Source organism: Caloramator sp. CAR-1 (assembly GCF_030546345.1).
GTDB lineage: Bacteria > Bacillota > Clostridia > Clostridiales > Caloramatoraceae > Caloramator > Caloramator australicus.
This window is the reverse complement of record NZ_JAUONW010000023.1, coordinates 1-25,913: the sequence shown is the minus strand read 5'-3', so window position 1 is coordinate 25,913 and position 25,913 is coordinate 1. Positions and strand designations below refer to the sequence as shown.

25 protein-coding genes and 4 tRNA genes are annotated in these 25,913 nt (G+C 33.1%); 6 read left to right on the top strand and 23 right to left on the bottom strand.

The features are described from left to right. Positions 1–4 precede the first annotated feature (4 nt). Positions 5–1,285 (bottom strand): UDP-N-acetylglucosamine 1-carboxyvinyltransferase, encoded by a 1,281-nt coding sequence (locus Q3V94_RS07465; protein WP_303526525.1) that lies wholly within the window; start codon positions 1,283–1,285, stop codon positions 5–7. A gap of 176 nt (positions 1,286–1,461) precedes the next feature. Here Q3V94_RS07465 and Q3V94_RS07460 point away from each other — a divergent pair, with 176 nt between their 5' ends. Both Q3V94_RS07460 and Q3V94_RS07455 read left to right on the top strand, forming a co-directional pair. Beyond that, on the top strand, positions 1,462–2,334 hold the full coding sequence (locus Q3V94_RS07460; RefSeq protein ID WP_303526523.1) for a selenium metabolism-associated LysR family transcriptional regulator: 873 nt from the start codon (positions 1,462–1,464) through the stop codon (positions 2,332–2,334). A gap of 46 nt (positions 2,335–2,380) precedes the next feature. Next, complete coding sequence (locus tag Q3V94_RS07455) at positions 2,381–3,556, top strand: S8 family serine peptidase (protein ID WP_303526521.1); 1,176 nt, start codon at positions 2,381–2,383, stop codon at positions 3,554–3,556. Positions 3,557–3,599: 43 nt separating this feature from the next. Here Q3V94_RS07455 and Q3V94_RS07450 read toward each other — a convergent pair whose 3' ends face one another. Further along, a complete protein-coding gene (locus Q3V94_RS07450) occupies positions 3,600–4,982 on the bottom strand; it encodes a peptidoglycan DD-metalloendopeptidase family protein (RefSeq protein WP_303526519.1) in 1,383 nt (460 codons plus the stop codon). A gap of 165 nt (positions 4,983–5,147) precedes the next feature. Here Q3V94_RS07450 and Q3V94_RS07445 point away from each other — a divergent pair, with 165 nt between their 5' ends. After that, positions 5,148–6,077, top strand: a complete 930-nt coding sequence (locus Q3V94_RS07445; RefSeq protein ID WP_303526517.1) for a DnaD domain protein — start codon at positions 5,148–5,150, stop codon at positions 6,075–6,077. Continuing rightward, positions 6,055–7,047, top strand: coding sequence for an ATP-binding protein (locus tag Q3V94_RS07440; protein ID WP_303526513.1), 993 nt, complete (start codon positions 6,055–6,057; stop codon positions 7,045–7,047). The genes Q3V94_RS07445 and Q3V94_RS07440 overlap by 23 nt, the downstream gene beginning before the upstream one ends. 65 nt (positions 7,048–7,112) lie before the next feature. Here Q3V94_RS07440 and Q3V94_RS07435 read toward each other — a convergent pair. From Q3V94_RS07435 to Q3V94_RS07370, 14 genes are all read right to left on the bottom strand, one after another. Further along, a tRNA-Thr gene (locus Q3V94_RS07435) sits at positions 7,113–7,188 on the bottom strand. A 3-nt stretch (positions 7,189–7,191) separates the two neighbouring features. Then, positions 7,192–7,268, bottom strand: a tRNA-Asp gene (locus Q3V94_RS07430). Between the two features lie 3 nt (positions 7,269–7,271). Beyond that, a tRNA-Val gene (locus Q3V94_RS07425) sits at positions 7,272–7,347 on the bottom strand. A gap of 3 nt (positions 7,348–7,350) precedes the next feature. After that, positions 7,351–7,425 (bottom strand) — tRNA-Glu (locus Q3V94_RS07420). Between the two features lie 103 nt (positions 7,426–7,528). Then, complete coding sequence (locus Q3V94_RS07415; protein ID WP_303526510.1) at positions 7,529–8,860, bottom strand: sodium:alanine symporter family protein; 1,332 nt, start codon at positions 8,858–8,860, stop codon at positions 7,529–7,531. Between the two features lie 206 nt (positions 8,861–9,066). After that, complete coding sequence (gene nagA, locus Q3V94_RS07410; protein WP_303526506.1) at positions 9,067–10,170, bottom strand: N-acetylglucosamine-6-phosphate deacetylase; 1,104 nt, start codon at positions 10,168–10,170, stop codon at positions 9,067–9,069. Next, positions 10,157–11,779 (bottom strand): phosphoenolpyruvate--protein phosphotransferase, encoded by a 1,623-nt coding sequence (gene ptsP, locus Q3V94_RS07405; protein WP_303526503.1) that lies wholly within the window; start codon positions 11,777–11,779, stop codon positions 10,157–10,159. The genes nagA and ptsP overlap by 14 nt, the downstream gene beginning before the upstream one ends. A gap of 9 nt (positions 11,780–11,788) precedes the next feature. After that, a complete protein-coding gene (locus tag Q3V94_RS07400) occupies positions 11,789–12,049 on the bottom strand; it encodes an HPr family phosphocarrier protein (RefSeq protein ID WP_303526500.1) in 261 nt (86 codons plus the stop codon). A gap of 62 nt (positions 12,050–12,111) precedes the next feature. Beyond that, positions 12,112–12,840 carry a glucosamine-6-phosphate deaminase gene (gene nagB, locus Q3V94_RS07395; RefSeq protein WP_303526498.1) on the bottom strand — a complete coding sequence of 243 codons (729 nt, stop codon included), beginning with the start codon at positions 12,838–12,840 and terminating at the stop codon, positions 12,112–12,114. Positions 12,841–12,953: 113 nt separating this feature from the next. Next, the gene (locus tag Q3V94_RS07390) at positions 12,954–13,697 is read right to left on the bottom strand and encodes an SIS domain-containing protein (RefSeq protein WP_303526495.1); all 744 of its coding nucleotides are present in this window, start codon (positions 13,695–13,697) and stop codon (positions 12,954–12,956) included. 17 nt (positions 13,698–13,714) lie between these two features. Next, positions 13,715–14,995 carry a PTS ascorbate transporter subunit IIC gene (locus tag Q3V94_RS07385; RefSeq protein WP_303526492.1) on the bottom strand — a complete coding sequence of 427 codons (1,281 nt, stop codon included), beginning with the start codon at positions 14,993–14,995 and terminating at the stop codon, positions 13,715–13,717. A gap of 29 nt (positions 14,996–15,024) precedes the next feature. Then, complete coding sequence (locus Q3V94_RS07380) at positions 15,025–15,315, bottom strand: PTS sugar transporter subunit IIB (RefSeq protein WP_303526490.1); 291 nt, start codon at positions 15,313–15,315, stop codon at positions 15,025–15,027. Between the two features lie 13 nt (positions 15,316–15,328). Further along, on the bottom strand, positions 15,329–15,772 hold the full coding sequence (locus Q3V94_RS07375) for a PTS sugar transporter subunit IIA (RefSeq protein WP_303526487.1): 444 nt from the start codon (positions 15,770–15,772) through the stop codon (positions 15,329–15,331). Positions 15,773–15,791: 19 nt separating this feature from the next. After that, on the bottom strand, positions 15,792–17,747 hold the full coding sequence (locus tag Q3V94_RS07370) for a BglG family transcription antiterminator (RefSeq protein WP_303526485.1): 1,956 nt from the start codon (positions 17,745–17,747) through the stop codon (positions 15,792–15,794). A gap of 281 nt (positions 17,748–18,028) precedes the next feature. On the opposite strand from Q3V94_RS07370, the gene Q3V94_RS07365 reads away from it, so the two are divergent. Then, entirely contained in the window at positions 18,029–18,268 is a 240-nt protein-coding gene (locus Q3V94_RS07365) for a LexA family transcriptional regulator (protein ID WP_303526484.1), read from the top strand. A gap of 11 nt (positions 18,269–18,279) precedes the next feature. Here the strand turns inward: Q3V94_RS07365 and Q3V94_RS07360 are convergent, their stop codons facing one another. Next, on the bottom strand, positions 18,280–19,563 hold the full coding sequence (locus Q3V94_RS07360; RefSeq protein ID WP_303526482.1) for an adenylosuccinate synthase: 1,284 nt from the start codon (positions 19,561–19,563) through the stop codon (positions 18,280–18,282). A gap of 9 nt (positions 19,564–19,572) precedes the next feature. After that, entirely contained in the window at positions 19,573–20,946 is a 1,374-nt protein-coding gene (locus tag Q3V94_RS07355) for an NAD(P)/FAD-dependent oxidoreductase (RefSeq protein WP_303526480.1), read from the bottom strand. A gap of 202 nt (positions 20,947–21,148) precedes the next feature. Here Q3V94_RS07355 and pgsA point away from each other — a divergent pair, with 202 nt between their 5' ends. Further along, on the top strand, positions 21,149–21,673 hold the full coding sequence (gene pgsA / locus Q3V94_RS07350) for a CDP-diacylglycerol--glycerol-3-phosphate 3-phosphatidyltransferase (protein ID WP_303526476.1): 525 nt from the start codon (positions 21,149–21,151) through the stop codon (positions 21,671–21,673). Here the strand turns inward: pgsA and Q3V94_RS07345 are convergent. The 5 genes from Q3V94_RS07345 to Q3V94_RS07325 all read right to left on the bottom strand — a co-directional run. Beyond that, complete coding sequence (locus Q3V94_RS07345) at positions 21,670–23,364, bottom strand: methyl-accepting chemotaxis protein (RefSeq protein WP_303526473.1); 1,695 nt, start codon at positions 23,362–23,364, stop codon at positions 21,670–21,672. The two genes, pgsA and Q3V94_RS07345, sit on opposite strands and share 4 nt — an antisense overlap. 48 nt (positions 23,365–23,412) lie before the next feature. Further along, complete coding sequence (locus Q3V94_RS07340; RefSeq protein WP_303526470.1) at positions 23,413–24,030, bottom strand: SOS response-associated peptidase; 618 nt, start codon at positions 24,028–24,030, stop codon at positions 23,413–23,415. 1 nt (position 24,031) lies between these two features. Next, positions 24,032–24,904: a DMT family transporter gene (locus tag Q3V94_RS07335; RefSeq protein WP_303526468.1), complete on the bottom strand. Its 873-nt coding sequence runs from the start codon at positions 24,902–24,904 to the stop codon at positions 24,032–24,034. 120 nt (positions 24,905–25,024) lie between these two features. Beyond that, positions 25,025–25,507 carry a hypothetical protein gene (locus Q3V94_RS07330; RefSeq protein ID WP_274766607.1) on the bottom strand — a complete coding sequence of 161 codons (483 nt, stop codon included), beginning with the start codon at positions 25,505–25,507 and terminating at the stop codon, positions 25,025–25,027. A gap of 207 nt (positions 25,508–25,714) precedes the next feature. After that, on the bottom strand, positions 25,715–25,913 hold a 199-nt coding region (locus Q3V94_RS07325), incomplete at its 5' end, for a zinc ribbon domain-containing protein (RefSeq protein ID WP_303526463.1).

Sequence of the window (25,913 nt, the reverse complement as noted above, 5' to 3'; positions counted from 1 at the left end):
ACCTTTATTCAAAATACTCTCTATTGTCGGTTATCCTAATTATGCTAGCACCTAGTTTTCTTAACTTTTCTTCTATTTTTTCGTAGCCTCTATCTATATGCCTTACATGTGTAACTGTTGTCGTTCCTTCCGCTGCAAGACCAGCTATAACAAGGGCTGCACCTGCCCTAAGGTCAGTTGCCATAACCTCAGCCCCTGAGAGCCTTTCAATTCCATCTATAATTGCTATTTTTCCTTCAACCTTTATATTCGCTCCCATCCTTTTTAGCTCATCAACATGTTTAAATCTTCCTTCCCAAATGCTCTCTGTAACAATGCTTCTTCCTTCTGATACTGAAAGTAAAGTTGTAAAGGGCTGCTGAATATCCGTTGGGAATCCTGGATAAGGAAGAGTCTTTATATTCACTGCCTTAGGTCTTTTATCGCAGCTAACCCTTATAGAGTCCTCATACTCTTCAACATTAACTCCCATTTCTATAAGCTTTGCAGTCATAGATTCAAGATGTTTTGGGATAACGTTTTTAATTAGAACATCTCCTTTTGTGATGGCTGCTGCAACCATATATGTTCCTGCCTCTATTTGATCCGGTATTACAGAATAGTCGCATCCCCTTAGCTTATCTACCCCAACTATTTTTATAACATCAGTTCCAGCACCCTTTATATTTGCTCCCATCGAGTTTAAAAAGTTTGCAACGTCAACAACATGGGGCTCCCTTGCAGCATTCTCAATTACAGTAATTCCTTCTGCCTTGCATGCTGCAAGCATTATATTTATCGTAGCACCAACTGAAACAACATCAAGATATATATTTGCACCCTTAAGCCCATTTGGTGCTTCAGCCTTGATATATCCATGTTCTATTGTAACCTTTGCTCCTAAGGCTTCAAATCCCTTTATATGCTGATCTATAGGCCTTACCCCTATTGAACATCCTCCTGGGAAGGCAACTTCTGCTTTTTTATACTTTCCAAGAAGTGCCCCTAAAAGGTAATAGGATGCCCTCATCGTCCTTACATTTTCACCATGGGCGCTATATGTTTTAATCGTATTTGGATTTATCTTAACATGCCCATCCCTTTCAGAAGTTAAAGATATTCCCATATCTATCATTATATTTTCAAGGCATTTAATATCCTGTATATCAGGGATATTATCTATATTACAAAGGCCATCATCCGCCAAAATAGAAGCAGGAAGTATAGCAACAGCAGCATTTTTGGCACCGCTTATATTCACTTCTCCAAATAGCCTTTTTCCACCTTCTATCTGTAGTTTATCCATCTCCACCCATCCTTTGCTTTTCTTTAAACTATAAATCCGTAACTTTTATTATATCATTTTCTTCTTCTTAATGTAACTACTTTTTTCTGGTAAATTATAAAGTTTATCGTTTTTTTAAATATTTACTATTGAAAGTATTTATAAAATAAAATATATTAAAAATAGGGGGTGAATCAATGGATTTTAAACAAATTGAAGCTTTTATCAACGTAGCTAAATTTAAAAGTTTTTCTAAAGCAGCCGAAGCAATATTCCTATCTCAGCCGACAATAAGTGCCCATATATCAAACCTTGAAAAGGAACTTAATACAACTTTGTTTGACAGAAGCAGCAAGGAAGTTAATTTAACTCCCGCAGGAAAAATATTTTTCGACTATGCCCTAAACCTTTTAAACATAAGAAACAACGCAATATATTCCATAAACGAATTTCAAAAAAATATTACAGGAAAATTAAATATTGCCTCCAGCACAACACCCTGTAGATTTTTATTACCATCTTTGGTTAAAAAATTCACAGAAAATTATCCCTCTGTAGATTTTGACGTTAAGGAGGACAGCACTAAAAACGTAATAGGACTTGTTTTAAATGGAGATGTTGAGCTTGGTATAGTTGGAGAGACCATATGCGATGAAAGGCTTGAGTATAAAAAAATAGCAGACGACAATCTTATACTGATAAGTTCTCCCGATGTTCCTTCAATAAATAGCATAGAAGATATGATAAAGGAAAAATTCATCTTAAGGGAGAGCGGTTCTGCCACAAGGAATGTTTTCGAAGAGTTTTTAAGCTCTAATGGGCTTTTAGAAAAAATAAAGGTTGCTATTGAAACGAGCAGTCTTGAAGCGGTATTACAATTTGTAAAGAATGGACTTGGGGTTTCGGTTGTTTCTGAACTTGCCTGTGAAGATTATATTAAGGCAGGTTATATAAAAAAGCATGATGTAAAAAATCTAGACTTAAAAAGGAATATTTATTTAGTCCTTCATCAAAAAAGAACTCTTTCACCTGCAGCAAGGGCCTTTAAGGAATTTATAAGTAACATTTAAAGGAATTTTGCATATAATATAATGCATAAATTTTTAGAGGGTTAATATGTTTTTTTTAAATAAAAAAATTGACCCCTATTTAAAAAACTTAATGAAGATCAATTTAAAAAGCAAAATTCCAGTTATCATATCCTTAAGGGAAGACTCTAAAAAAATAAAAAGTAAAATAACCTCATCAAACGGTAAAATAAAATGGGAATACGAAAACATAAGGGCTATATCCTGTGAGCTTTCCTCCCTTTCTATAGATTATATAACTGAATATCCCGAGGTTTCCTTTATATGTTATGACTATAAGGGTAATCTTTGCTTGAAAAATGCTGAAAAACTTATAGGTTTAAGTTATCCTAAACTTTTCAAATTAACAGGAAAGGGAATAGGAATAGGTATAGTAGACACTGGAGTATATCCTCATCCAGACCTTACAATCAAACGAAATGCAATAATTTTTTTTAAGGATTTAATAAACGGAATTGAAAAGCCCTATGACGATAATGGTCATGGAACATTTTTATCAGGATGTATTGCAGCCTCTAAATATACTTCAGACATTGAAGGAATAGCTCCTGATTCAAATATTGTTATGATAAAGGCCTTCGATGCCTCTGGAAAGGGATTTTTATCGGATGTAATTAAGGCTATTGATATCCTTATAACCTATTCAGAAAGTTTTAACATAAGGGTAATCAATCTTCCCTTTGAATTCGACATAAATGTAAATATAAATCCATTAGAAGAGATAATTAAAATAGCTCTTTCAAAGAATATTGCAGTGGTGGCGCCATCTGGAAACTCAGGGCCTCAAAGTTTTTCCATTCATTGCCCGGGAAATATCGATGAGGTAATAACCGTCGGCGGTGTCGAGTTCGGTGGAAATATGAAAAATATAAGGGTTTGTAGTTTCTCTGGAAGGGGACCTACTTTTAAAAAAACCGTAAAGCCAGATATTGTAATGCTGGCATCCAACGTTAAATCATTGGCTTCCGATATAACATATATCCCTGGCAGAACATCAAATTTGTTAAATGCGTATACTGTTAAATCCGGAACATCCATTGCTTCTGCTATAATTTCAGGTGCAATTGCAGTAATCCTGGAGAAAACGCCAAATTTAACTCCTAAGGATATAAAATCAATCTTAAGCCTATCTACGATAGGAATTGGCGAAAACAAGTTTTCACAAGGGAAAGGATTATTTGTTTTTGACAAGATATTAAAGTAAAAGATAGAGCCCTTTATCTTATATCAAAGATAAAGGGCTCTTGTTATCTTATATATTTTAAAGGATTTTTAGGAACACCGTTTTTTCTAACCTCAAAATGAAGGTGAGGTCCTGTTGAACGGCCTGTGCTTCCTACTGCTGCTATCTTTTGTCCTCTATCTACATATTCACCTATGCTAACATATATTTTACTTGCATGTCCGTATACTGTATGGTAGCCATCACCATGTTTTAAAATAACGCACTTTCCATAGCCACTTTTCCAACCTGCATAGATAACCTTTCCTGAGGCTGCAGCGTATATAGGTGTCCCTGTTGGGGCTGCAATATCAACCCCCTCGTGCATTCTTCCCCATCTATATCCAAATCTTGATGTTATCCTTCCTCTTGATGGCCTTATAAAGCCTCCAAAGGCCATGTAGGAGGAGCTTGTTTTCTTCCCACCAACAATTAAAATTTCGTCCTTAGGTTCTTTTAAAACTTTGGAAGATAAAACATCCTCTTGGATTACGTCATCGTTTAATATATAAACCTTCTTTTCAACATAGGCAAGACCATTTTGTCCTTCTTCCTTAACCTTTTCTATGCCTTGTTTTAAGCTTTTATCGATTATCTTCTTTGTATCATAGGGTATTTCTTCCTTGGCATTTATCATAGCTACAATTTCAACATTAACGTATGGCTTTTTCTTTATGAATTTAATCTTTTGTCCTATCTGGATCTTATCTATATTAAGATCAGGGTTTGCAAGTTTAATATCCTCGATAGAAATGTCGTTTTTCAAGGAAATGTCCCAAACGGTATCTCCCTGTTTTACTTCATACTCATAGGTTAGCATTTGCCCATCTGCAATTTTTTGAAGGATATCATCTGTATCCATTGTGTTTTTGTAGTAGTCAAAGGTTTCAACAGCCTCAATGTTTTCCTTTATAGTAGCTGAGATTATCTTCACATCTCCCTGAACCTTTGGATAATAGTATTTTTTAATTTTATCTAAGAGACTTTGATAATCCTCATAATATTTTACCTTTGCTATTTCCTCTCCGTTTATCTTGATGCTATAAACCTTTGCTTTAAGTCCTAGTTTTTCTCTTATATTATATTCCAATTCCTTTTCAGATAAAAAGTTTATCTTTAGAAAATTTACCCTTTCATAGGATATTGAGTTTAAAGGAGATTCACCATCTGTTTCCTTAATGGAATTTAAAACATTTTTATATGTCTCAATACCTTTAACCACACCAATCTTACTGCCGTTTATCTTTACTATGTAGGCAGATTCCTTGTCTATATTTATGTCAATGCAGCTTACTGCAACGAATATTCCAACTAAAAAGCCCAGGATAGAAAAAATGTCGATTTTTTTGTAAAATTTAAGGTTTTTGACTAATTTTGACAAAAAATCAACTTTACCTTCTCCTTGCACCTTCTTTCCCCCTTTCTCTTTAGCTCATATTTTTTAGTATACAATAATAAAAAAATTTTTGCAACCTAGTATATTTTATGCAACATTTTAACTATTTATTTCTATTTGTTTTAACCCCCTTAAACTGATATAATATATTAAAGCAATAAAAAGAGGTGTATCACCATGGCAAATATTAAAATAAATTCTCCATTGCTGGATTTTATTCCTGTTCCCTATGAATTTTTTGAAAAACATCTCAAGGATATAAACGGTGACTTTTTAAAGGTTTACCTTATGATATTAAAATTAGCCTATGATGGCCTTGAAATTCCAACATATAAATTAGCAAAGGATCTTAATATGCTCGAGGGCGATGTTATAAAGGCAATTGAATACCTTCAAGAAATAGGAATACTTTTTATTAACAACGACGGCTCCTTGTCCTTTACCCACTCAAGGAGAAACGACTTTTCCCAAAGCCTTCAAGAAATGCTTATAAATATAGAAAAAATAATTGCAAGGCCTTTGTCAACTAAGGAAATTTCTACGTTTATTGGATTTGTGGAGGATTTTAAATTTCCACCTGAGGTTGTTAATCTTTTGGTAGAATACTGTGCATCAAAGCAAAAAACCGACATAAGATACATAGAAAAGGTTGCTATTGCTTGGCATGAAAGCAATATTAAAACCATCGAAGATGCACAGGCACATTTAAATCGATTTGATGAAAGGTGGAATAGATTTAAAGAAATACTTAATTTTATGGGGATTAAAGATTTAGAAATATCAAAACCTCAAGAGGAACTTCTTGATAAATGGATTTATGATTATAAATTTTCCGATGAACTTATTAAGGAAGCCTGTAGAATATGCGTTAAAAGGATAAATGAAATCAATTTTAATTATGTTGATGCCATATTGAACGACTGGCACAAAAATAACATAGATTCGCTGGATAAAATAAAAAAATATGACAAAAAACAAAAAGTTGCAAATAAGCAAACACAAAATTATTTCAACAGTTATGGTGGTCAGAGAAAATACGATATAAAGGAACTTGAAAAAATGCTCCTTTCAAGGAGGGATAACGTTGAGAAGCAGGATAATAGCTGAAATTATGGAGGATTATGAAAAACTTCAAAATGAGGCAAAGGCAAGGCAAAAGGAAAGGATTGAAAAGGTTTATTCAAAAATCCCAAGAATTAAAGAAATAGATGAGGAAATAAAAAAGCTTGGGATTTCGATGGCAATGGCTGTTGTAGGCGGTGAACAAGCAGAGGAAATAATAGAAAACACAAAGGAAAAAATAACTAATTTAAAAATAGAAAAAGGGGAGCTTTTATCCTTTTATAAAATTCCCCTTGATTACATGGAAATCAAATATAAATGTGAAAAATGCAAAGACACTGGATTTATAGGTTCGGAAAAGTGCTCCTGCTTTAAGCAAAAGCTTATAGATAAGCTTTATCAGCAATCAAATTTAAAGGAGATACTAAAAAGGGAAAACTTCGATACCTTTGATATAAACCTTTATTCAAATGAAATTTATCCTGGAGAAGCTACATCACCAAGAAAAAATATGGAAAGGATTTTTACCGATTGTCTTAATTTTGTCCAAAACTTTGATAATATAGACAGGAGCCTCTTTTTCTATGGAGGTTCTGGTCTTGGTAAGACCTTTTTATCCCACTGTATAGCAAAAGACCTTTTGGATATGGGAAAGGTTGTTATATATCAGACAGCTCCAGATCTTATAAACATTATTAAAAATTCCAGATTCGACGAAAATTCCCAAAGGGAAGTCATTGAAGACATATTGGACTGCGATCTTTTAATAATAGACGATCTTGGAACTGAACCTAATAGCACAGGTTTATCCCAGTTGGAATTATTTAATATCTTGAACGCAAGGCTTTTAAAGAATAAAAAGATGATAATTTCCACAAATCTTCCCCTTGAAGACTTTGACTCCATATATGCCGAGAGGATAAAATCAAGGATATTCGGTTCCTTTGATGTTTATAAATTCTTTGGAGACGATATAAGAATTAAAAAATGGATAACTAAATCTTCCATATCATAAAAAGGGTAGGCTTTTGCTTACCTTTTTTGTAAAAATTAAAAGTCCTAGCATTGCTAGGACTTTTATGGAGCCGGCTATAGGACTTGAACCTACAACCTACTGATTACAAGTCAGTTGCTCTACCGATTGAGCTAAGCCGGCATATGGCGACCCAGAAGGGGCTCGAACCCTCGACCTCCGGCGTGACAGGCCGGCACTCTAACCAACTGAGCTACTGGGCCGTATGGTGGGCACCACAGGGCTCGAACCTGTGACCCTCTGCTTGTAAGGCAGATGCTCTCCCAGCTGAGCTAGGCGCCCAAATGGTGACCCCTAGGGGATTCGAACCCCTGTTACCACCGTGAAAGGGTGGTGTCTTAACCACTTGACCAAGGGGCCACACGACATTTTCTATTATACAATGACATAAAAAAAAAGTCAATAATTTGCTCTAAAAATTTTTTCAAAATTCTATGGAAAATCAAGGAATTAGACCTAAAGTCTAATTCCTTTTTTCATAATCTTCAAGTGCCTTTTTAACTGTCTTTGAAAGAACTAGTAAGGCTATAAGGTTTGGAATAACCATTATTCCATTGAAAAGGTCGGCAAGTTCCCATACTAAAGGAACTTCAAGGACTGTTCCTAATGCAATAAATATAATAACTAATATTCTATAGGGCATTAACCCTTTTTTGCCAAATAAGAATTTAACATTGGCCTCTCCAAAGAAATACCAACCTATTATTGTTGAAAAGGCAAAGAATAAAAGGGCAATTGCGATAAATACTCCTCCAAAGGATCCTAAACCTCTAATAAAAGCCTCTTGAGTTAACTTTATCCCTGTTGTTTTAGTTTCAATTGAGCCTGTAGTTAAAATTACAAGGGCAGTTAAAGTTAAAATAACAAATGTATCTATAAAAACACTTATAATACCCACAACCCCTTGTTCAACTGGATGATTTACCTTTGCAACAGCATGGGCATGGGGTGTTGAACCCATACCTGCTTCGTTGGAGAAAAGTCCCCTTGCAACACCATATCTTACGGCTTCTTTAACAGTTGCACCTATTATTCCTCCTGTTGCTGCCTTAGGATTAAAAGCTCCAAGGAATATCATCTTAAAAGCAGGAATAAGTGAGTCTATGTTTAAAACAATAACTATTATTCCTCCTATTATATAAAATAGTGCCATTATAGGAACAATCTTTTCTGTTACTGAGGCAATTCTTTTTATCCCGCCTATAAAAATAAAACCTGCTATAATTGCAAGAACTATTCCAACGTAAATAGGCTTTATTCCAAAGGAATTACTAAAGGCTGCTCCGATGGAATTTGACTGAACCATGTTGCCCATAAATCCTAGCGCTAAAATAATTGAAACCGAAAATAAATAAGCAAGAAAATTGCTTCCTAAACCTTTTTTAATATAATAGGCAGGTCCACCCGTAACCTCATCCTCTACCTTATCCTTAAAAGTTTGTGCAAGAACTGCTTCTGAAAAGAGGGTGCTCATTCCAAAAAAAGCACTCAGCCACATCCAAAAGATTGCACCTGGTCCACCTGATGCAATGGCTGTTGCTGCACCGGCAAGGTTACCTGTTCCAACCTGGGCAGCTATTGCCGTTGCAAGAGCTTGAAAGGATGTCATGCCCTCCTTTCCTGCCTTTTCTCCCTTTAATGTTATATTACCAAAAACCCTTTTCCACCCATCCTTAAATCTTCTTATTTGGACTCCCTTTAAAATAATGGTATAATAGATTCCCGTTCCACATAATAGAAAAATTAAAACATAACTCCAAAGAATGCTGTTGATATTTTTTACTAGATCTAACATAAAATCCCCCCATCTTTAGTTAAAAGTTTAACAATAATCATTATACCCTTTAAACATTGATATTACAAATAGTTGGATTCTTATTTATAGAAATTATCTTTAAATATTCTAAAAATATTAAATTTTTCTAACAATTTCGCACAAAAAGCACTTTATCAGAAATATTTTTCTGATAAAGTGCTTAATTTGCCGATAAATCCTCAAACTTACATAATGACATCTACGATATTAAATTCCTCATCCAAGATACAAAACTCCGCATCTTTCCCAGCTTCAATACTTCCCTTTTTATCGTAAATTCCCAATAGTCTTGCAGGATTAATTGTGGCTAATTTTACTGCTTCCCAAATCTCAAGGTTTGTGTTTTTGTAAAAATTCCTTATTCCCTCGTTCATCCTAAGAACGCTTCCTGCAATAGTTCCATCCCTTAGTGTTGCCTTGCCATTCTTTACTGTTACAGCCTGTCCTCCAAGCTCATATTCCCCGTCTCTTAAAAGGCAAGCCCTATTTGAATCAGTGACAAGAATTATTCTATCTTTTCCTTTAATTCTAATTAAGACTTCGTAAAGATAAGGATGGATGTGAATATTATCAGGTATTACTTCACAATAAACATCAGTTGTAAAGGCTGCACCTAAAACCGAAGGGTTTCTATGATGAAGCTGAGGCATTGCATTGAAGGTATGAGTTATACTTTTAGCACCATACTCTATTGCCTTTAAGGTTCCCTCAAAGCTTGCACCACTATGACCTATTGATATTACTATGCCTTCCTTAGAACATTTTTTAATAAATTCCTCTGCCCCTTCAAGCTCTGGTGCTAGAGTAACTATTTTAATAACATCCTTATAGGGTTCTATCAACTTAAAATCAGGATCTATTAAAAATCTTTCATCATGGGCACCCTTATATTTTTTACTTATAAAGGGTCCCTCTAGATGAACTCCTAGTAAGCCTTTACATCTTCCCTTTATCATAAATTCTTTAATTTTTCTAAGCGCTCTTTCAATCTTTTCAAATTCCAACGACATTGTAGTGGCAAGAAAGGATGTAACCCCTGTTTTTAAAAGTTCCTTCGATATTTCCTCTAATCCTTCCTCATCCATAAAATCATATCCTGAGCATCCATGGACATGGATATTTATAAACCCAGGTGAAACGAAGCTTCCTCCCACATCTATAAGCTCTACTGTTGATAGATTATATTCCTTTTCTGAAACTATATCTATTATTTTATCTTCAAAAAGTATAACCCTATCCTCTAAAATCCCATCTTCAAGGATTATTTTACCGTTTTTAATTCCCTTCATAAGTTCCTCCTAATTTCTTTTTTAAGTTTAAAATCATAGGTGGAGATACACTAAACTCATCCAATCCCATTTCAAATAAAGTTTCTGTCATACTTAAATCCGATGCCATCTCTCCACACATTCCAACCCATATTCCTTCTCTATGTGCATTATCAATAACAGTTTTAATCAATCTCAATATTGCAGGGTGTGATGGTTCATACAGATATGAAACATTTTGGTTCATTCTGTCAACTGCCAATGTATACTGAATAAGATCATTTGTTCCTATACTAAAAAAGTCAACTTCCTTTGCAAGCATATCAGATATTATTGCAGCTGAAGGAACCTCTATCATTATGCCAAGCTTATAATCATTAGAATATTTAATGCCTTGAGAAGATAATTCCTCTTCGACTTCCTTTAAGACCCCTTTAGCTTTCCTTAATTCCTTCAAACCTGAAATCATCGGAAACATAATTCTAAGATTTCCATAAATCGATGCTCTAAGAAGCGCTCTTAATTGCGCTTTAAATAAATCTATTCTATTAAGGCAAAGCCTTATTGCTCTCAATCCCAAAAATGGATTTTGTTCCTTTTCTAAATTTAAATAATTAATATGTTTATCCCCACCTATATCAAGAGTTCTTATTATAACTGGTTTCCCCTCCATCTTTTCTAAAACATGCTTATATGCCTCAAACTGCTCATCTTCTGTTGGTAGAGTCTCTTTGTCCATATATAAAAATTCCGTTCTAAAAAGTCCAATTCCATCTGCACCATATTTTACAGCTAAATCAACTTCCTCTATTTTTCCTATATTTGCTGCTATTTCTATTAACCTTCCATTTTTGTTTACTATAATATTTTTATACTTTAAAAGTTCACTTTTTTCCTCATTAATTTTCTGCTGTTTTTCTTTATACCTTTTTACAGTTTCATCATCAGGATTAATAATTACAATACCCTCATCACCATCAAGTATTAAAATGTCACCTTCTTTTACTACATCTGTTATATTCCCTAATCCTAAAACTGCTGGTATTTCAAGTGTTCTTGCTATAATTGCAGAATGAGATGTTTTTCCACCTAAATTAGTTGCAATTCCCAAAACTAATTCTTTATTCATTTGTGCTGTTTCAGATGGAGTAATATCATCAGCTACGATGATGCATTTTTTATGTATATTTATTATAGAGTTATTATTGCTTCCACTTAAAATATTTATTATTCTATTTCCAACATCCTTTATATCAGACGCTCTTTCCTTAAAGTATTCATTTTCCATATTAAGAAATATTTGAGAATATTCATAGCTTACTAATTTTACTGCATATTCAGCATTAATTTTATCGTTATAAATTCTATTTTTAATTGAATTAATAAATTCAACATCTTCTAAAATCATCAAATGTGCTTCAAAAACTTTAGCATTTTTTTCTCCTATTGTATTAACTGAAGCATCTTTTATTTTTTCTATTTCATCTTTAGCTATAGAAATTGCTCTATCTAGCCTATCAATCTCTTCATTAGCATTTTCTACTCTATATTTTTTAACTTCTATTTCTTTTTTTATAATATGTGCCCGTCCAATCGCTACTCCAGAAGAAGCAGCAATGCCTCTATCCATTCTCCCACCTCAATCCTTTAAATCTTCTAGTAGTTTCTGAAGTGAATTTATAGCCTCATTTTCATCTCCACCTTCAGCTTTTATTTTTATTTCATCTCCCATTGCTGCCCCCATTGCCATAACGCTCATGATACTTTTTGCATTATATTCTTTATTATTTTTGATTAAATAAATATTCGACTTAAACTTCATAGCCTCTTTTACAAGTATACTTGCCGGCCTTGCATGAAGCCCCGTTGGGTTATTTATTTTTATTGATATTTCTACCATAGCAATCCACCCCTAAATTTTTAAATTTTTTAAGCTTAAAAATTTCCTAAAATAATTTTACACTATGATAGGTATTTAGCTGCATTTCTATCGAGTATAAAAGTTACATCAGGATGTAATTGCAAAACTGATGCAGGATGGTTTGGCACTATTGGTCCATAAATCGCCTTATAAACAGCTTCTGCCTTTTCCTCTCCATTTGATAATAAAATTATCTTTCTAGAATGCATTATAGTTTTTATGCCCATGCTTATTGCAAATCTTGGAACCTCATCAATCCTATTAAAAAATCTAGAATTAGCCTTTATTGTTTCATCATCTAATTTTACAACATGCGTTGTTGCCTCAAATTTTAAATCTGGTTCATTAAATCCTATATGGCCGTTCTTGCCTATACCAAGTATTTGAAGATCAATGCCTCCCTTTTCCTCTATGAGCCTTTCATATCTTTTACATTCTTCTTCAAGATTGTCTGCCATTCCATTTGGAATAAAAATATTTTCCATTTTTATATTAACATGATTAAAAAAGTTTTCAAACATATAATAGTAATAACTATTTTTATCGTTCCTATCTAATCCTACATACTCATCAAGATTAAATGTAATAACCTCTGAAAAATCTAAATCCTCTTCTTTATGCATTCTTACAAGTTCCCTATACATAAGAATTGGTGTGCTTCCCGTTGCAAGTCCTAAAACAGTATTTGGTTTTAAAAGTATTTGACCAGCTACCATGAGTGCTGCCTTTTTGCTCAAGGCTTCATAGTTATCTTCGATTATTATTCTCATAAAACCCCTCCAAAGTGAGCTAATTAATATATCAAACCTATTGGATACTTGTCATAAATCGATTATTCATAGCAGACATACTCTAAAAAGGATTAGCCCTAAGGGCTAATCCTTTACATATAGTGTATTCTATCTTTATATTTTGTCAAAATCATCCTATTAAATTCATCTCCGCCATCTACATTAGCACTGTGAAATATCGGTGGAGTAATGCCCTTTTTAATGAGCTTATAAACAATCGAAATTATAATGGCATTTACTATTACTGCACCTACTGCTGTTGAAGTTGGAGCAACCTTCTGATTCATCCCTTCAATAAGTGTACTTGCATCCTCAAAATCACCACAGTTATCTATTACAACATCCCCAAGCTCATAGAGCATTTTCCCTGAAGAATGTCTTGAGGATAGTTTTTTTGAATATACTAAGTTAGTTATGACGATTATTTTTGCATCTATCTTTTTTGCTTCAAGAGCCATATCTATTGCAACATAATTTCTACCTGACACAGAGTGAATAATCAATACATCCCCTTCCTTAATAGGTGTCGAATTTATAATCTCTTTTCCAAAACCCTCGAGTCTTTCCATTTTTGATGTCAATGTCACAGGTCTTGTATTCAACATAAGCGTGGGATTAAAAATTGGATTTATAAGCGCAAGTCCACCTGCTCTATAAAATAACTCCTCAACTAGTATTCCTGCATGAGATGCTCCAAAGGCAAATATTTGGTTTCCCAATTCTATTGCATCTGCAATGATACTTGATGCAGTGTCGATATTATCTGCTTGAGTTTCAAAAACTTTATCCAGTATTTCCTTTATATGATTAAAGTACCACTCTACATATTTATTCATTGGTCAAGCCTCCTATTTTACATTCCAAATAACTTACTTATTCCTCTTGCTATAATAGTCCAGAGTGAAAAGTCATTTCCACCAAATATTAATATCCAGTCTGAAACTGTATTTCTTAGAAGTGGAACTGAAAATCCAACTAAGAATATCATAATAACTCCTGCAACAGCAGAACCTATTATGGCACCTCTCATACCACCAGTACCATTTCCTATAACAGCTGCAGTTCCTATTTCAAAGAAACAAGTTATTGTAAGCGGAAGAACAGCATACTGAAATAAACCTACCTTTCCTACTATTAAAAGAGTAACTACAGATGTAATCATAGATACAATAAAACCTATTAAAACAGCATTTGGAGCATATGGAAAGATTATCGGACAATCAAGAGCAGGTATTGCATTAGGAATAACTTTATCTGAAATACCTTTGAATGCTGGGATAATTTCTGCAAGCATCATTCTAACGCCTGTAAGTAATATAGTAAGACCTGCACCGAAAAGAACCCCTTGCATGAGTGAGTATACTATAAGATTCTTGTCCGCACTATAAACCTTAGCAACCTGTTCGTCACCTAAAATAATTCCTATTATTATATAAACAATAAACATTACAAGAGATGAAGTTATTGTTATTTCTTTCAAAAAATCAAGCTGTTTTGGGAATTGTATATCTTCTGTCGATTTACTCTTATCACCAAATATTTTAGCAACGAAGCCTGAAACAAGTGAAAGGCCAACAGTTGGATGTCCAAGCGTAAAAGAATCATCGCCTATAACTTCCTTGACAAATGGTCTAATAAGAGCTGGAGTTATAATTATATAAAGTGCTGTGAAAATAGTTGCAAATATTACTATTCCTGAACCATTAAAACCTGCTTCAACAGCTGTTGCAACAAAAATAAACGGAAACCAGAAGAGCATATGACCTGTTAAAAATATATTTTTTAGTTTTGTAAATCTTGCAACTAAAAGGTTTATAAGAAAGGCAAGGACCATTGCAATACCTATTTGAGAACCATATAATGCAAGAAATTTGTCAGTCCCCATTGGCTTTATTTCAGCGGCACCTTGTATTTGATAAAGAACATTAAAAGCATTTGATAAAGGAAGAATTGAATTTACAAGAATACTTGTTCCTTGGGTTAATATAACAACACCTATTATTGTTTTAAATGTTCCTTTTATTATTTCCGAAAAAGATTTTTTCTGAATAAGGAGCCCTACTAATGCTATGATACCTAAGAATAAAGCAGGTTCTCTAAAAATTTGATTGATTATAAAGTTAATAAAAGTCATTTTGCCATCCCCCTCTTTAAATTTATTTTTTAATCACAAAGCTGCCTAAGTACCGGAAGTCCCTTTTCTTCAATTTCCTTTTTGTTTATAAAATTCGTGATTGCAATAATAGGCACCTTAACCTGTCTCCTAAGTGTGTCTGCAAGTTCATTTGAAGTAAATATAACATCACATGGAGTTCCTGCCGCTGTACCAATATCAGCTGTAAAAACATTAGCATCTAGCCCATTGTTCTTCACCACCTCTTCTATTTTCATTTTAAGTATCATTGATGAACCTACCCCAAATCCACAAACCGCCATTATATTAATTTTTTTCATAAATAAAACCTCCTTAAATTTTATTGTTTACTAGTTTATATACTTCCTCCTCATCCGAGGAATTTATTATTCTTTTAATTTTATCTTCATCTTCAAGAATCTGTGAAATAACTGATAACTGTTTTAAATGAGCTTCATTTTCAGTTGCTGAAAATGCAAACACTATATATACAGGATCGTTTTGCTTATTTCCAAATTCCACTGGTTTTTTAAGCGTAATCAGACTTATATCTGAACAAATCACACTTTTATCTGGTCTTGCATGTGCTATCGCAATATTAGGTGCAATAACTATATATGGTCCATACTCCTTAACTGAATTTATCATATTTTGTATATAATCTTCTGTTATGCTTCCCCTAGATAGAAGAATTTCTCCAGCTAATTTTATTGCATGCTCCCAATTATGAGCATCAACCTTAAGCTTTATATTGTTTTTTACTATTACGTCTTCCATGCATAATCCTCCTGTCCTATTAGTTGCTTAAATCTTTTATATCACTATAACTTAAAGCATTTTTAATTTTTAAAATATTATCATCTTTTTCTAATATACTTACAAGTTTTGTTAAAATATTTGATTTTTTGTCATTTGTAGCAAAGACCACTATTATTTCTACTCTTTCCTTATGACTATCTCCAAAATCAATCGGTTCTTTAAGTGTAATTAGACTTATCCCTTCTCCATAAACTGAATGCTCCGGTGAAGCATGTGCAAAGGCAATACCAGGGATAAAAACCATATAAGGTCCAAGACTATCAACAATCTTTATCATTGAAGATATATATTCCCTGCTGATAATCCCTTTATTTAAAAGAGGGTTAGCCGCCAATTTTATAGCCTCTCTCCAATCCTTACATTTAACCTTTAATTTTACAAAATCAGGATGTATTATTTCACCTAAGAACAACCTATTTTCCTTGTCCCTCTCATATCTTTTGATAAGATAATTACATTGTTTTTTATAGGTGTTTTTAAAGATAAGGTTTTTTATTCGTTCAATATCCCCTACATCAAGAAGAGGATTAACCTTAACAATATCATAACCCTCGACTTTCAAATCAATAGTTGATATTATAAAATCAACTTCATTTTCTTTTAAAGTGTTTCCAAGCCAATCGATAGTTATGGGCCCAATTATTTTCAGCTCAGGTATCATTATTTTAAGCCTTGTGCTGAGTATACCTGTAGTAGCAATTCCACCTCCACAAACCACAACAGCCTTAGGCATAAAACCATTTTGAGAGTTCCTTTCAAAGGCTGCACCTATATGCATCGCTATGTAAGCTATTTCATCTTCAGGAAATATACAATCAGTTAGTTTCTCATATTTTCCAATAAGCTTTTTTGTAATTTCATATATAAACGGAATTCTGTATTTAATCTGTTCTGTTAATGGATTTTCAATTATTAGATCATTTCTCAGCCTGTGAAGGGCTACTTTAAGATGAATCGCTAATCCTTTAATGAACTCGAAATCATTACTGAAATCTACACCAATATATTCTTCTGCATCTTGGATAATCTGCTTTGCTAATATCATAGCTTCATTATCATCTGATGAATTATCGTTTATAAGCATACAATTCATTATTTTTGCTCCCATAAACATTTTAGTTATATAACAAATATCACTTTCGTTTAAAAAATTAAGATTTTCCATATCTTCAATAATTTTTTTAAGTTCATTAAATTCTTTTTTATCCATATATCTGGCGATAACTTCTTCCCCATAATATATATGCTTATTTCTGCTAGCTCTATTCAATGTGTAGAGTATAAATATTACCAATTCCTCTCTTGAAAAATCACAATAGGATATACCCATTCTTTTTTCCATATTGGATATTATTATTTCAACTTTATATTCTTCAAATGAAAGTAATTTCTTTAGTAATTCCCCAGTCACGAATGATTTTTTTATTCCTTCATAATATAGGCTAGAAAAAGTATTTCTAATAACTTCCTCATCTCCTGATATACTTATACCGTGAAATGTTTTTTTATCGAGAAATATTCCATATTCCTTAAGTATTCTTTCAACCTCTGCAAGGTCTGCAACTATGGTATTTTTACTAACAAAAAGTTTATTTGCAAGCTTTTCTATAGTTAAATAATCTGAAATCATCAGGTAAACTATAATTAGAAATATTCTCTCCTCTTGTGAAAAAACTCTGTTATTAAAATCCAAAAGATTAGTAAGGATTTTTTCTTTTGCTTGATCTATATCCTTTATTTTTACCCCAAAATTTGGCTTTCTAATTAAATCAAGTCCTAAATCCTGTAAATACCGTTCTATAATATCAAGATCATACCTTATAGTTCTTTCACTTACTTGAAAGATTTCTGCCATATTCCTTATAGTTATAAAATTCTCTATAGAAGATAAATACTTTATAACATCCTTTTGTCTTCGTGTCAGTGTTATCATATACATCCCTCTTTTGCAGAAAGATTTAAATCTTTCCTCAATTTAATTATAAGCGTATAACTATATATTAATAATTCAAAATTTTTTCAACAAATGTGGCAAAATAATTTTTGTTTTAGGGTTATTTTTCTTTATTTTAAAATTAGTTTAAATGTTTTTTTATAAATACGATAATAATGTAAATAAAATGTTTATTTCTGATTTAATATTTAATAAATTCACAGTATATATCATTCAAAAGTCTACTATGAAATAATAGATTTTTGAATAAAGGAAACAGCATGATTGAAGCTGGGATTGAAGATAGTGATATGGTGATTATACAAAATTGTAACAGTGCACAAAATAGAGATATTGTAGCGGTATCCATAGGAGAAGAGGCAACCCTAAAAAGATTTATGCGACTTGGAGGTGATGTTCTTCTGGTTCCAGAAAAACCCAATTATGAAACAATCCATATAAAAGATGATCAAGCAAGAATAATAGGAGTTGCTATTGGAATATTGAAGAAAAAGGCCTGAAACCAGGCCTTTTAATATTTCCCTACAACTATAGTATTTTCCCTCTCTGGGCCTACGGAAACTATTGATATTCTAACTCCGGTATATTCTTCGATGAATTTTAGGTATTTCTTTGCATTTTCCGGAAGGTCTTCATAGGTTTTAGCCCTTTGGATTGATTCATCCCAACCGTCAAAATCCTCGTATATAGGTTTGCATTTTGCAAGATCCTCTAATGACGCCGGGAAGTTTTCAATCACCCTTCCTTCAAACTCATAGCCTGTGCAAACCTTTATTTTTTCAAGACCAGCAAGGGTATCTATCTTTGTTATTGCAAGGCTTGTAAGGCCTGATATCCTTGCTGCATACTTTAAAATAACAAGGTCAAGCCAGCCGCATCTTCTTGCCCTTCCTGTTGTCGTTCCATATTCAAATCCCTTTTCCCTTATATAATCTCCAATTTCATCAAAAAGCTCCGTTGGGAAGGGACCCTTTCCAACCCTTGTAGTGTAGGCCTTGCATACTCCAACAACTCTATCTATCATAGTAGGACCAATGCCAGAGCCTATACATACTCCTCCTGCAATTGGATGGGAGGAGGTTACATAGGGGTATGTTCCATAGTCTATGTCAAGAAGGGTTCCTTGAGCTCCTTCAAACAATACTTTCTTGCCTTCCTTAATATTATCATAAAGAACCACTGACGTATCGGTTATAAAATCCTTTAACTTTTCTGCATATTCTATGTAGGTATTATAAATTTCATCAAAATTCATTTCCTCATCTTCGTAAATTTCCCTTATTAGCCTATTTTTAACCTCTAAGTTTGTTTTTAGCCTTTCATAAAAAACCTCTTTATTTAATAGGTCGCATATCCTTATGCCCGTTCTTTCATGCTTATCAGTATAGCAGGGACCTATACCCTTTCCTGTAGTTCCTATATCCTTTGAACCTCTTTTCTTTTCTGAAAGGGCGTCGATTTTTTTATGGTAGGGCATTATAACATGGGCTCTATCGCTAATTAAAAGCTTTTTATTGTCAACCCTTATTCCTTCGTTTTTTAAATATTCAATCTCATCTAAAAGGGCCTTTGGATCTATAACGACACCATTTCCTATAATGCATAGCTTGTCATCGTAAAGTATCCCTGATGGAATAAGATGAAGCTTATATTTTTTATCATTGGCAATAACAGTATGTCCTGCATTATTTCCTCCCTGATATCTTACAACTACATCTGCACCCTCTGCTAAAAAGTCTGTAATCTTTCCCTTACCTTCATCTCCCCATTGGGCACCAATAACAACTAAACTCATTTTATCACCTCAAATTCTCTTTAGTATTTCCCTTGCGATAATAACTCCTGATACTGAAGCCTGTGCAAGCCCCCTTGTTATTCCTGCACCATCTCCTCCAGCAAATAAATTTTTAACTTGTGTTTCTAAGTTAGATGAAAGCTTAACCCTTAGAGAGTAAAATTTTACCTCTACTCCATATAATAGCGTATGTTTTGAATAAATACCAGGTGCAATTTTATCAAGGGCCTGAAGCATTTCTATAATATCCGTTAAGAATCTATATGGGAGAACCAAACTTAAATCCCCTGGAGTTGCATCCTTTAAGGTTGGTCTTACAAGTCCCCTTCTTAGCCTTTCCTCCGTCGTCCTTCTTCCCTCTAAAAGGTCCCCAAGCCTTTGAACTATTACTCCTTCTCCAAGCATATTTGCAAGGCTTGCAACATATTTTCCATATTCTATCGGTGAATTAAAGGGCTTTGTAAAATTCTTTGATACCAAAAGGGCAAAATTTGTGTTTTCGCTTTTTTTGTGGGCATAACTATGGCCATTTACCGTTTTTATGCCATCGTTGTTTTCCACAACAACTTCTCCGTAAGGATTCATACAAAAGGTTCTTACTCTATCATCGAAGGACTTTGTGTAGTATATAAGTTTAGATTCATAAACGGCATCGGTAATATCCTTAAAGACGATGGCAGGGCATTCAACCCTAACACCTATATCTACAGGATTTGTAGATGTTTCTAAATTTAATCTTTCAATTTCTTTAGAAAACCAGTCAGAGCCTTCCCTTCCTGGCGCAACAACTATAAACTTTCCTTCAACCACTTCACCGTTTTTTAGCTCTACTCCCTTTGCTATGCCATCCTCAACTATTATTCTTTTAACCTCTGTATTTGTCCTTACATCTATCCTTTCCCTTAAGTATTCCTCCATCTTTTTTAATATGTTAAAGCAGTTATCTGTCCCAAGATGCCTTATTTTAGCAGGGATAAACTTAAGATCTGCAGCTGCTGCCCTTTTCATAAGATCTAAAACCCTATCGTTAATCTCCCCATGAACTTCATCGGGGCCTCCAAATTCTAGGTAGATTCCGTCTATGTATTCTATAAGTTTTTTAAGTTCATCTATGTCAATATATTCATCAAGTATTCCTCCAAATTCCGTCGTCAAAGTAAGCTTACCATCGGAAAAGGCACCTGCACCACCCCAACCTGAAACTATAGCACAGGGTTTGCAGTGCTGACATTTAACTCCTTTTTCATTAATAGGGCATTTTCTTTTTATTATGCTTTTTCCCTTTTCAAATAAAGCGATTTTAAGATTTGAGTTGTTTCTTATAAGCTCTAGGGCTGTAAAGATTCCAGATGGTCCTCCGCCTACTATTATAACATCAAACATATTTGTTCCCCCTTTTTGTGTTTGCATTTATAATATACCAAAGTCTATCATATTAGTCAATTATAATGAAAATAATTAAAATTAAGTTCGATTAAATACGAATTATATTTAAAATATCAATAATGTTCATTCGAATAATTTTTATGTTTTAATTTACAATTTTTGTGGTATAATTGTATTATCAAAGCATAAGGAGGGTGCCATGAATATACCTAATGCTTTAACTACATTAAGATTTATCCTCATTCCTACATATTTATTTGTATACTTTTCTAAAATAAATAATTCTTTTCTTTTTGCCATGATTATATTTTTTATAGCCGGTGCCACAGATGTATTAGATGGTTATATTGCAAGAAAATATAACATGGTCACAAAGTGGGGAACTTTGCTTGATCCCCTCGCCGATAAGCTTATGCTCTTAACTGTATTATTCTCCTTATCCTATACAAATATAATCCCCCATTGGGTTTTTTATATTGTTCTTATAAAGGAAATTTCTATGATCATAGGGGGCTTTACCCTATTTAAAAAATACGAAACAGTAGTTGCCGCAAAATACTATGGCAAGGCGGCAACAGTTCTATTTTATGTTGCCATTGGTATTCTTATATTTAATAAACTGTTTGGGCTTTATTTCCTATACTGTGCAATATTCTTGGCTTTTTTTGCCCTTTACAATTACTTTATCCATTTCATTCAAATTAAAAGACAGGCAAAATACTAGTCGCCTGTCTTTATGTTTTCTATCATTTTACTTAAAACCAAACTTCCATTAAAATTCTCATCCATTATCTTAGATAAATTCATGTTATCCTGTGCAACCGCTGAAATGTTTTGAGCAATGTCCCCTAATGCCGCCGTAACCTGAGATATTATCTCTGTTATGTTAGAAATATTCCTCCTAACCTCTTTAAACCCCTCAACCGTTTGTTCCGCCCTGCTATATATATCCCTTAGTAGATTTTTAAAATCTTTTGCACTTTTTTCAAATTCATTTGAAACCCCTCTAAAAGAATCATAGTCCTTAATTATCTTATCTTCTAATAAAATTATCATTTGCCTTAGAGAATCAGATAAAGAGTTCTTAGAAGATAAAACATTTTTTATAGTTCCATTAACCAATGTAACCTCCCTTGAAGTTCTTTCCGCAAGCTTTCTGATCTCTTGAGCTACAACTGCAAATCCTCTTCCGCTCTCTCCTGCCCTTGCAGCCTCAATTGCAGCATTTAAAGCTAAAAGATTTATAGCTTCTGCTATTTCCAATATACTGTTGGCTACCAATGAAATTTCACTTATGGCGTCTAACTCTTCAATAGACTTTTCCAACCTTAATTTTCTCTCTTCATATATCATTTTGAATTCCTCAACATTTTTTTGTATCTTATGATTTATTTCCTTTGCTCTGTCCTCTATTTTATCTCCAATATCAAGGGATTTTCGAGTTAATAAAAATGTATCATCCGTCATAATGTCAACAGCCTCTGTATTTTTATTTATATCTCTTGCTGAAATTAAAATTTCCTCCATGCTTGCAGATATTTCTTCCGTCGATGCAGATGCCTCCTGAAGCCTTGAATTTATACTAGCAAATTTTTCATCAATAACCTTCATATTGTCAAATACTAACTGAATCTGCCTTTTCAATTCTTTAACTATATCTTTTATATTCATGATAACTTTATTTGTCCAATCGATTATTAATCCAAATTCATCCTTCCTTTGAGTTTTTAAGCTAATATCTAAATTCCCATTAGCAATATTCTCAAGGGACTCTCTAATAATGCCCACATCTTTATTTATTTTTCTTGAAAAGACTGTAATTACAAAAATTAAAAATAAAAGTATTAGCACTCCTAAAAATGAAAAAATCCTATTAAATTGCTCCTTTATTTCTATAAAATGATCAACATTTATATCCGCACCAGCAATACCCACAATCTCTCCATTAGAATTTCTAACCGGGCAAAATGCACTAATAAATGTTCCCCATTTATCTTTATATGCCTTGTCGGTAACCACAAATTCACCCCAAAGGGCCCTTTTGATATAATCATTCATTTCATAAGGTTCACCTATAGGCGAAGGGTCAAAGGATGCATCGTTTACAAAAAAGAGTTTTCCTCCTTTATAGGCCATGGTATAAAAATATTTTATATTACTCCCAGCAATGAAATGCATCATATCCCTTTGAATTTCCTTATATTCTTTACTTTCCATATCCTGTGTTTTTATTAGTTTTTCCAAGTAATCACCATTTATATGCTTTACACCCTCCATTAAAAAATCTCTAACTTCTTTTTTAAAGTGATTATAAATATTTTTAAAAATTAAATTGCTGCTTATAAATAAAGTTAATAGTAAGAAGATTAAGGTCGTTATACTAAATCCAAAAATCCTATCTCCTAATCTTTTCATAAAACTCCCCTCCTAGTTTATAATATTCAAAACAAGGAGGGGAGTTAATTATATCCATTTCAATTGTTCTTTTTCTTCCCGTTCAAAGGATAATTTATTATTATGGTTAGAATCAATTATCCTATAGGCTTCCTTTAAATCGCCAAAAAGCCATGCATCTATATCTCTTTCATCAATTATAAGAGGCATTCTGTCATGCAAATTTTTCATTTCTTTATTTGGTGATGTTGTAAGGATAGTAAATGCATTAATTATACTCTCCCCAACTTTAAAACTATTATATATGCCACCAAATAAAATAAATTTACTTTCCTTTTTTATTTTGTATTTTATTTTATCTTTGCCTTCCTTTTTCCATTCAAAAAAAGCATTAGCAACAGCAAGGCATCTTCTGTTTATAAAGGAGTCTTTAAAAAAAGGCTTTTTATCAACCGTTTCAGCCCTTGCGTTAAATACAGCTTTATTTTGCAGCGGAAACCCCCACTTGTAAATTAAAATTATTTTATCCACACCTTCTAAAATTTTGTCCACATTTTTTGTGATTATCGGTGCAGGATTTGTGGGAAAAACCTCACCCCTTGTGAAATCTTTAAAATCGATAAGTCTTGCACCAAAATAACTTGAAATCTCCAAAAGATCATCCTCAAGCCAATACCTTCCACACATTTTATCGCCCTCTTAAAAATTCCCATTTTGTTTCTACTGTAATAACTGAAATAAGTATTAAAGCACATCCTATAATAGTCCTCAATGTAAAGGTTTCACCTATAAAAATTACAGAAAATATGCTTCCAAAAACAGCCTCCATGCTAAGAAAAATAGCAGCTGATGTAGACTTTGTATACTTTTGAGCAACCGTCTGGAGTAAAAAGGCAATACAGGTGGATAAAATTGAAAGATATAATATTGAAAGATATCCGTTAAAGGATATATATCTAATGGAAGGTTCCGTAAAAATCGCTGTTAAAATAGAAAGGATAGCAGCAACTCCAAATTGAATAACTGTTAAATTTATAGGTTCTAACTTTTCGGCATAGTATCCCGTTGATACTATATGCCCTGCAAAGAATACAGCACAAATTAATGTCAAAAGGTCGCCAAAATTTATAGACATGCCTTTGTTATAAGTAAGGGCACCAATCCCAATAAAGCACAAAATTGCACCTATAAAGGAATAAAGATCCGGCCTTTTTTTGTAAAGGGCCCAATACAAAAATGGAACCATTACTACATTTGTTCCCGTTAAAAAGGCTTGTTTCCCTGGCGTTGTAAACTGAAGACCTATCGTCTGACTTGCGAAGCCTGAAAATAAAAACAAACCTATAACGATCCCACCTATAAGTTCTGATTTATTAATATTTTTAACTTTTTTAAAGAAAATAATAGCTAAAATAAAAAAAGCTATAGTAAATCTAAAGGCCATAAGATATAAGGGAGTGATTTCCGACAAAGCATTCTTAGTTGCAACGAATCCTCCCCCCCAAATCGCTGCAACAAGTAAGAGAGCTAGATTAGCCCAAATTGTAACTTTTTTATCCATACATGTCCCCCCAAAAATTTAGATAATTTAATTATATCCTGAATTTTGAAAATTTTCTATGTAGCATTGGATGTTAAAGACAAAAACATAGAAATAAGGTAAAAAGGATTTTCATCCTTTTTACCTTTTATTTCGATAAAGAAGATACGCACCAATCGCAATAAATATAACTGGTATAAAGTAAGTGCTTATATAGGATCTTATTAAATTATATATTTCATTCCCATAAAAGGCTTTATTTATAACCCCTAATACTCCTAATATAACTAAAGCCCATCCGGCTATTAATATCCACTTATCGTTTAAAAGGTTAGCCCATCTGCCATCTAACTGGAAACTTCCATTTCCAAATATATCGCTATCATAAACTATTTCGCCTCTATCCAATTTATTGGCTACATTAAAGGTATCGAAAAAGGTATAAAACCATAATGGTATTTTAATAATGGAAGCTAAAAAAGATAACCCAACAATCCTAAACACAGGTTCGATTAAAAGGTAAAGCAGCAAAAATTGAATCCCTCTTCTTATAAGTCCTAAATACATATATCCTACACCAGGTATTAAAGCCGCAAGAAAGGTAAGAAATGAATTTCTCCTCATAAACTACACCCCCATTAATTTGTTTAAATTTTGGATTAAAACGTTCACTCTAAAGATAAATAAAGACTGAAATGAAAATATCCTTTCATATAAACTCGTAAAATGTGAACTACCCCCACTTATAGAAGTGGTGGCTTCGTGGTCAAGGTAACTTCTGTTACCAGATTACCCACGCTCAAAGGGCTGTTCCTTCCCCATATATACCAATCACATGGCTAATTTTAGCAAATTCTTACTTGCATTTATATCTCTATCATGAACTGCACCACACTTTGGACATTTCCATTCTCTCAATGCTAAATTCTTTACATCAGGATTTTTATATCCACATTCACTACATGTTTGACTTGATGCATAATTTTGTGGTGCTATTATTATTTCTCTGCCATACCATCTTGCTTTATAT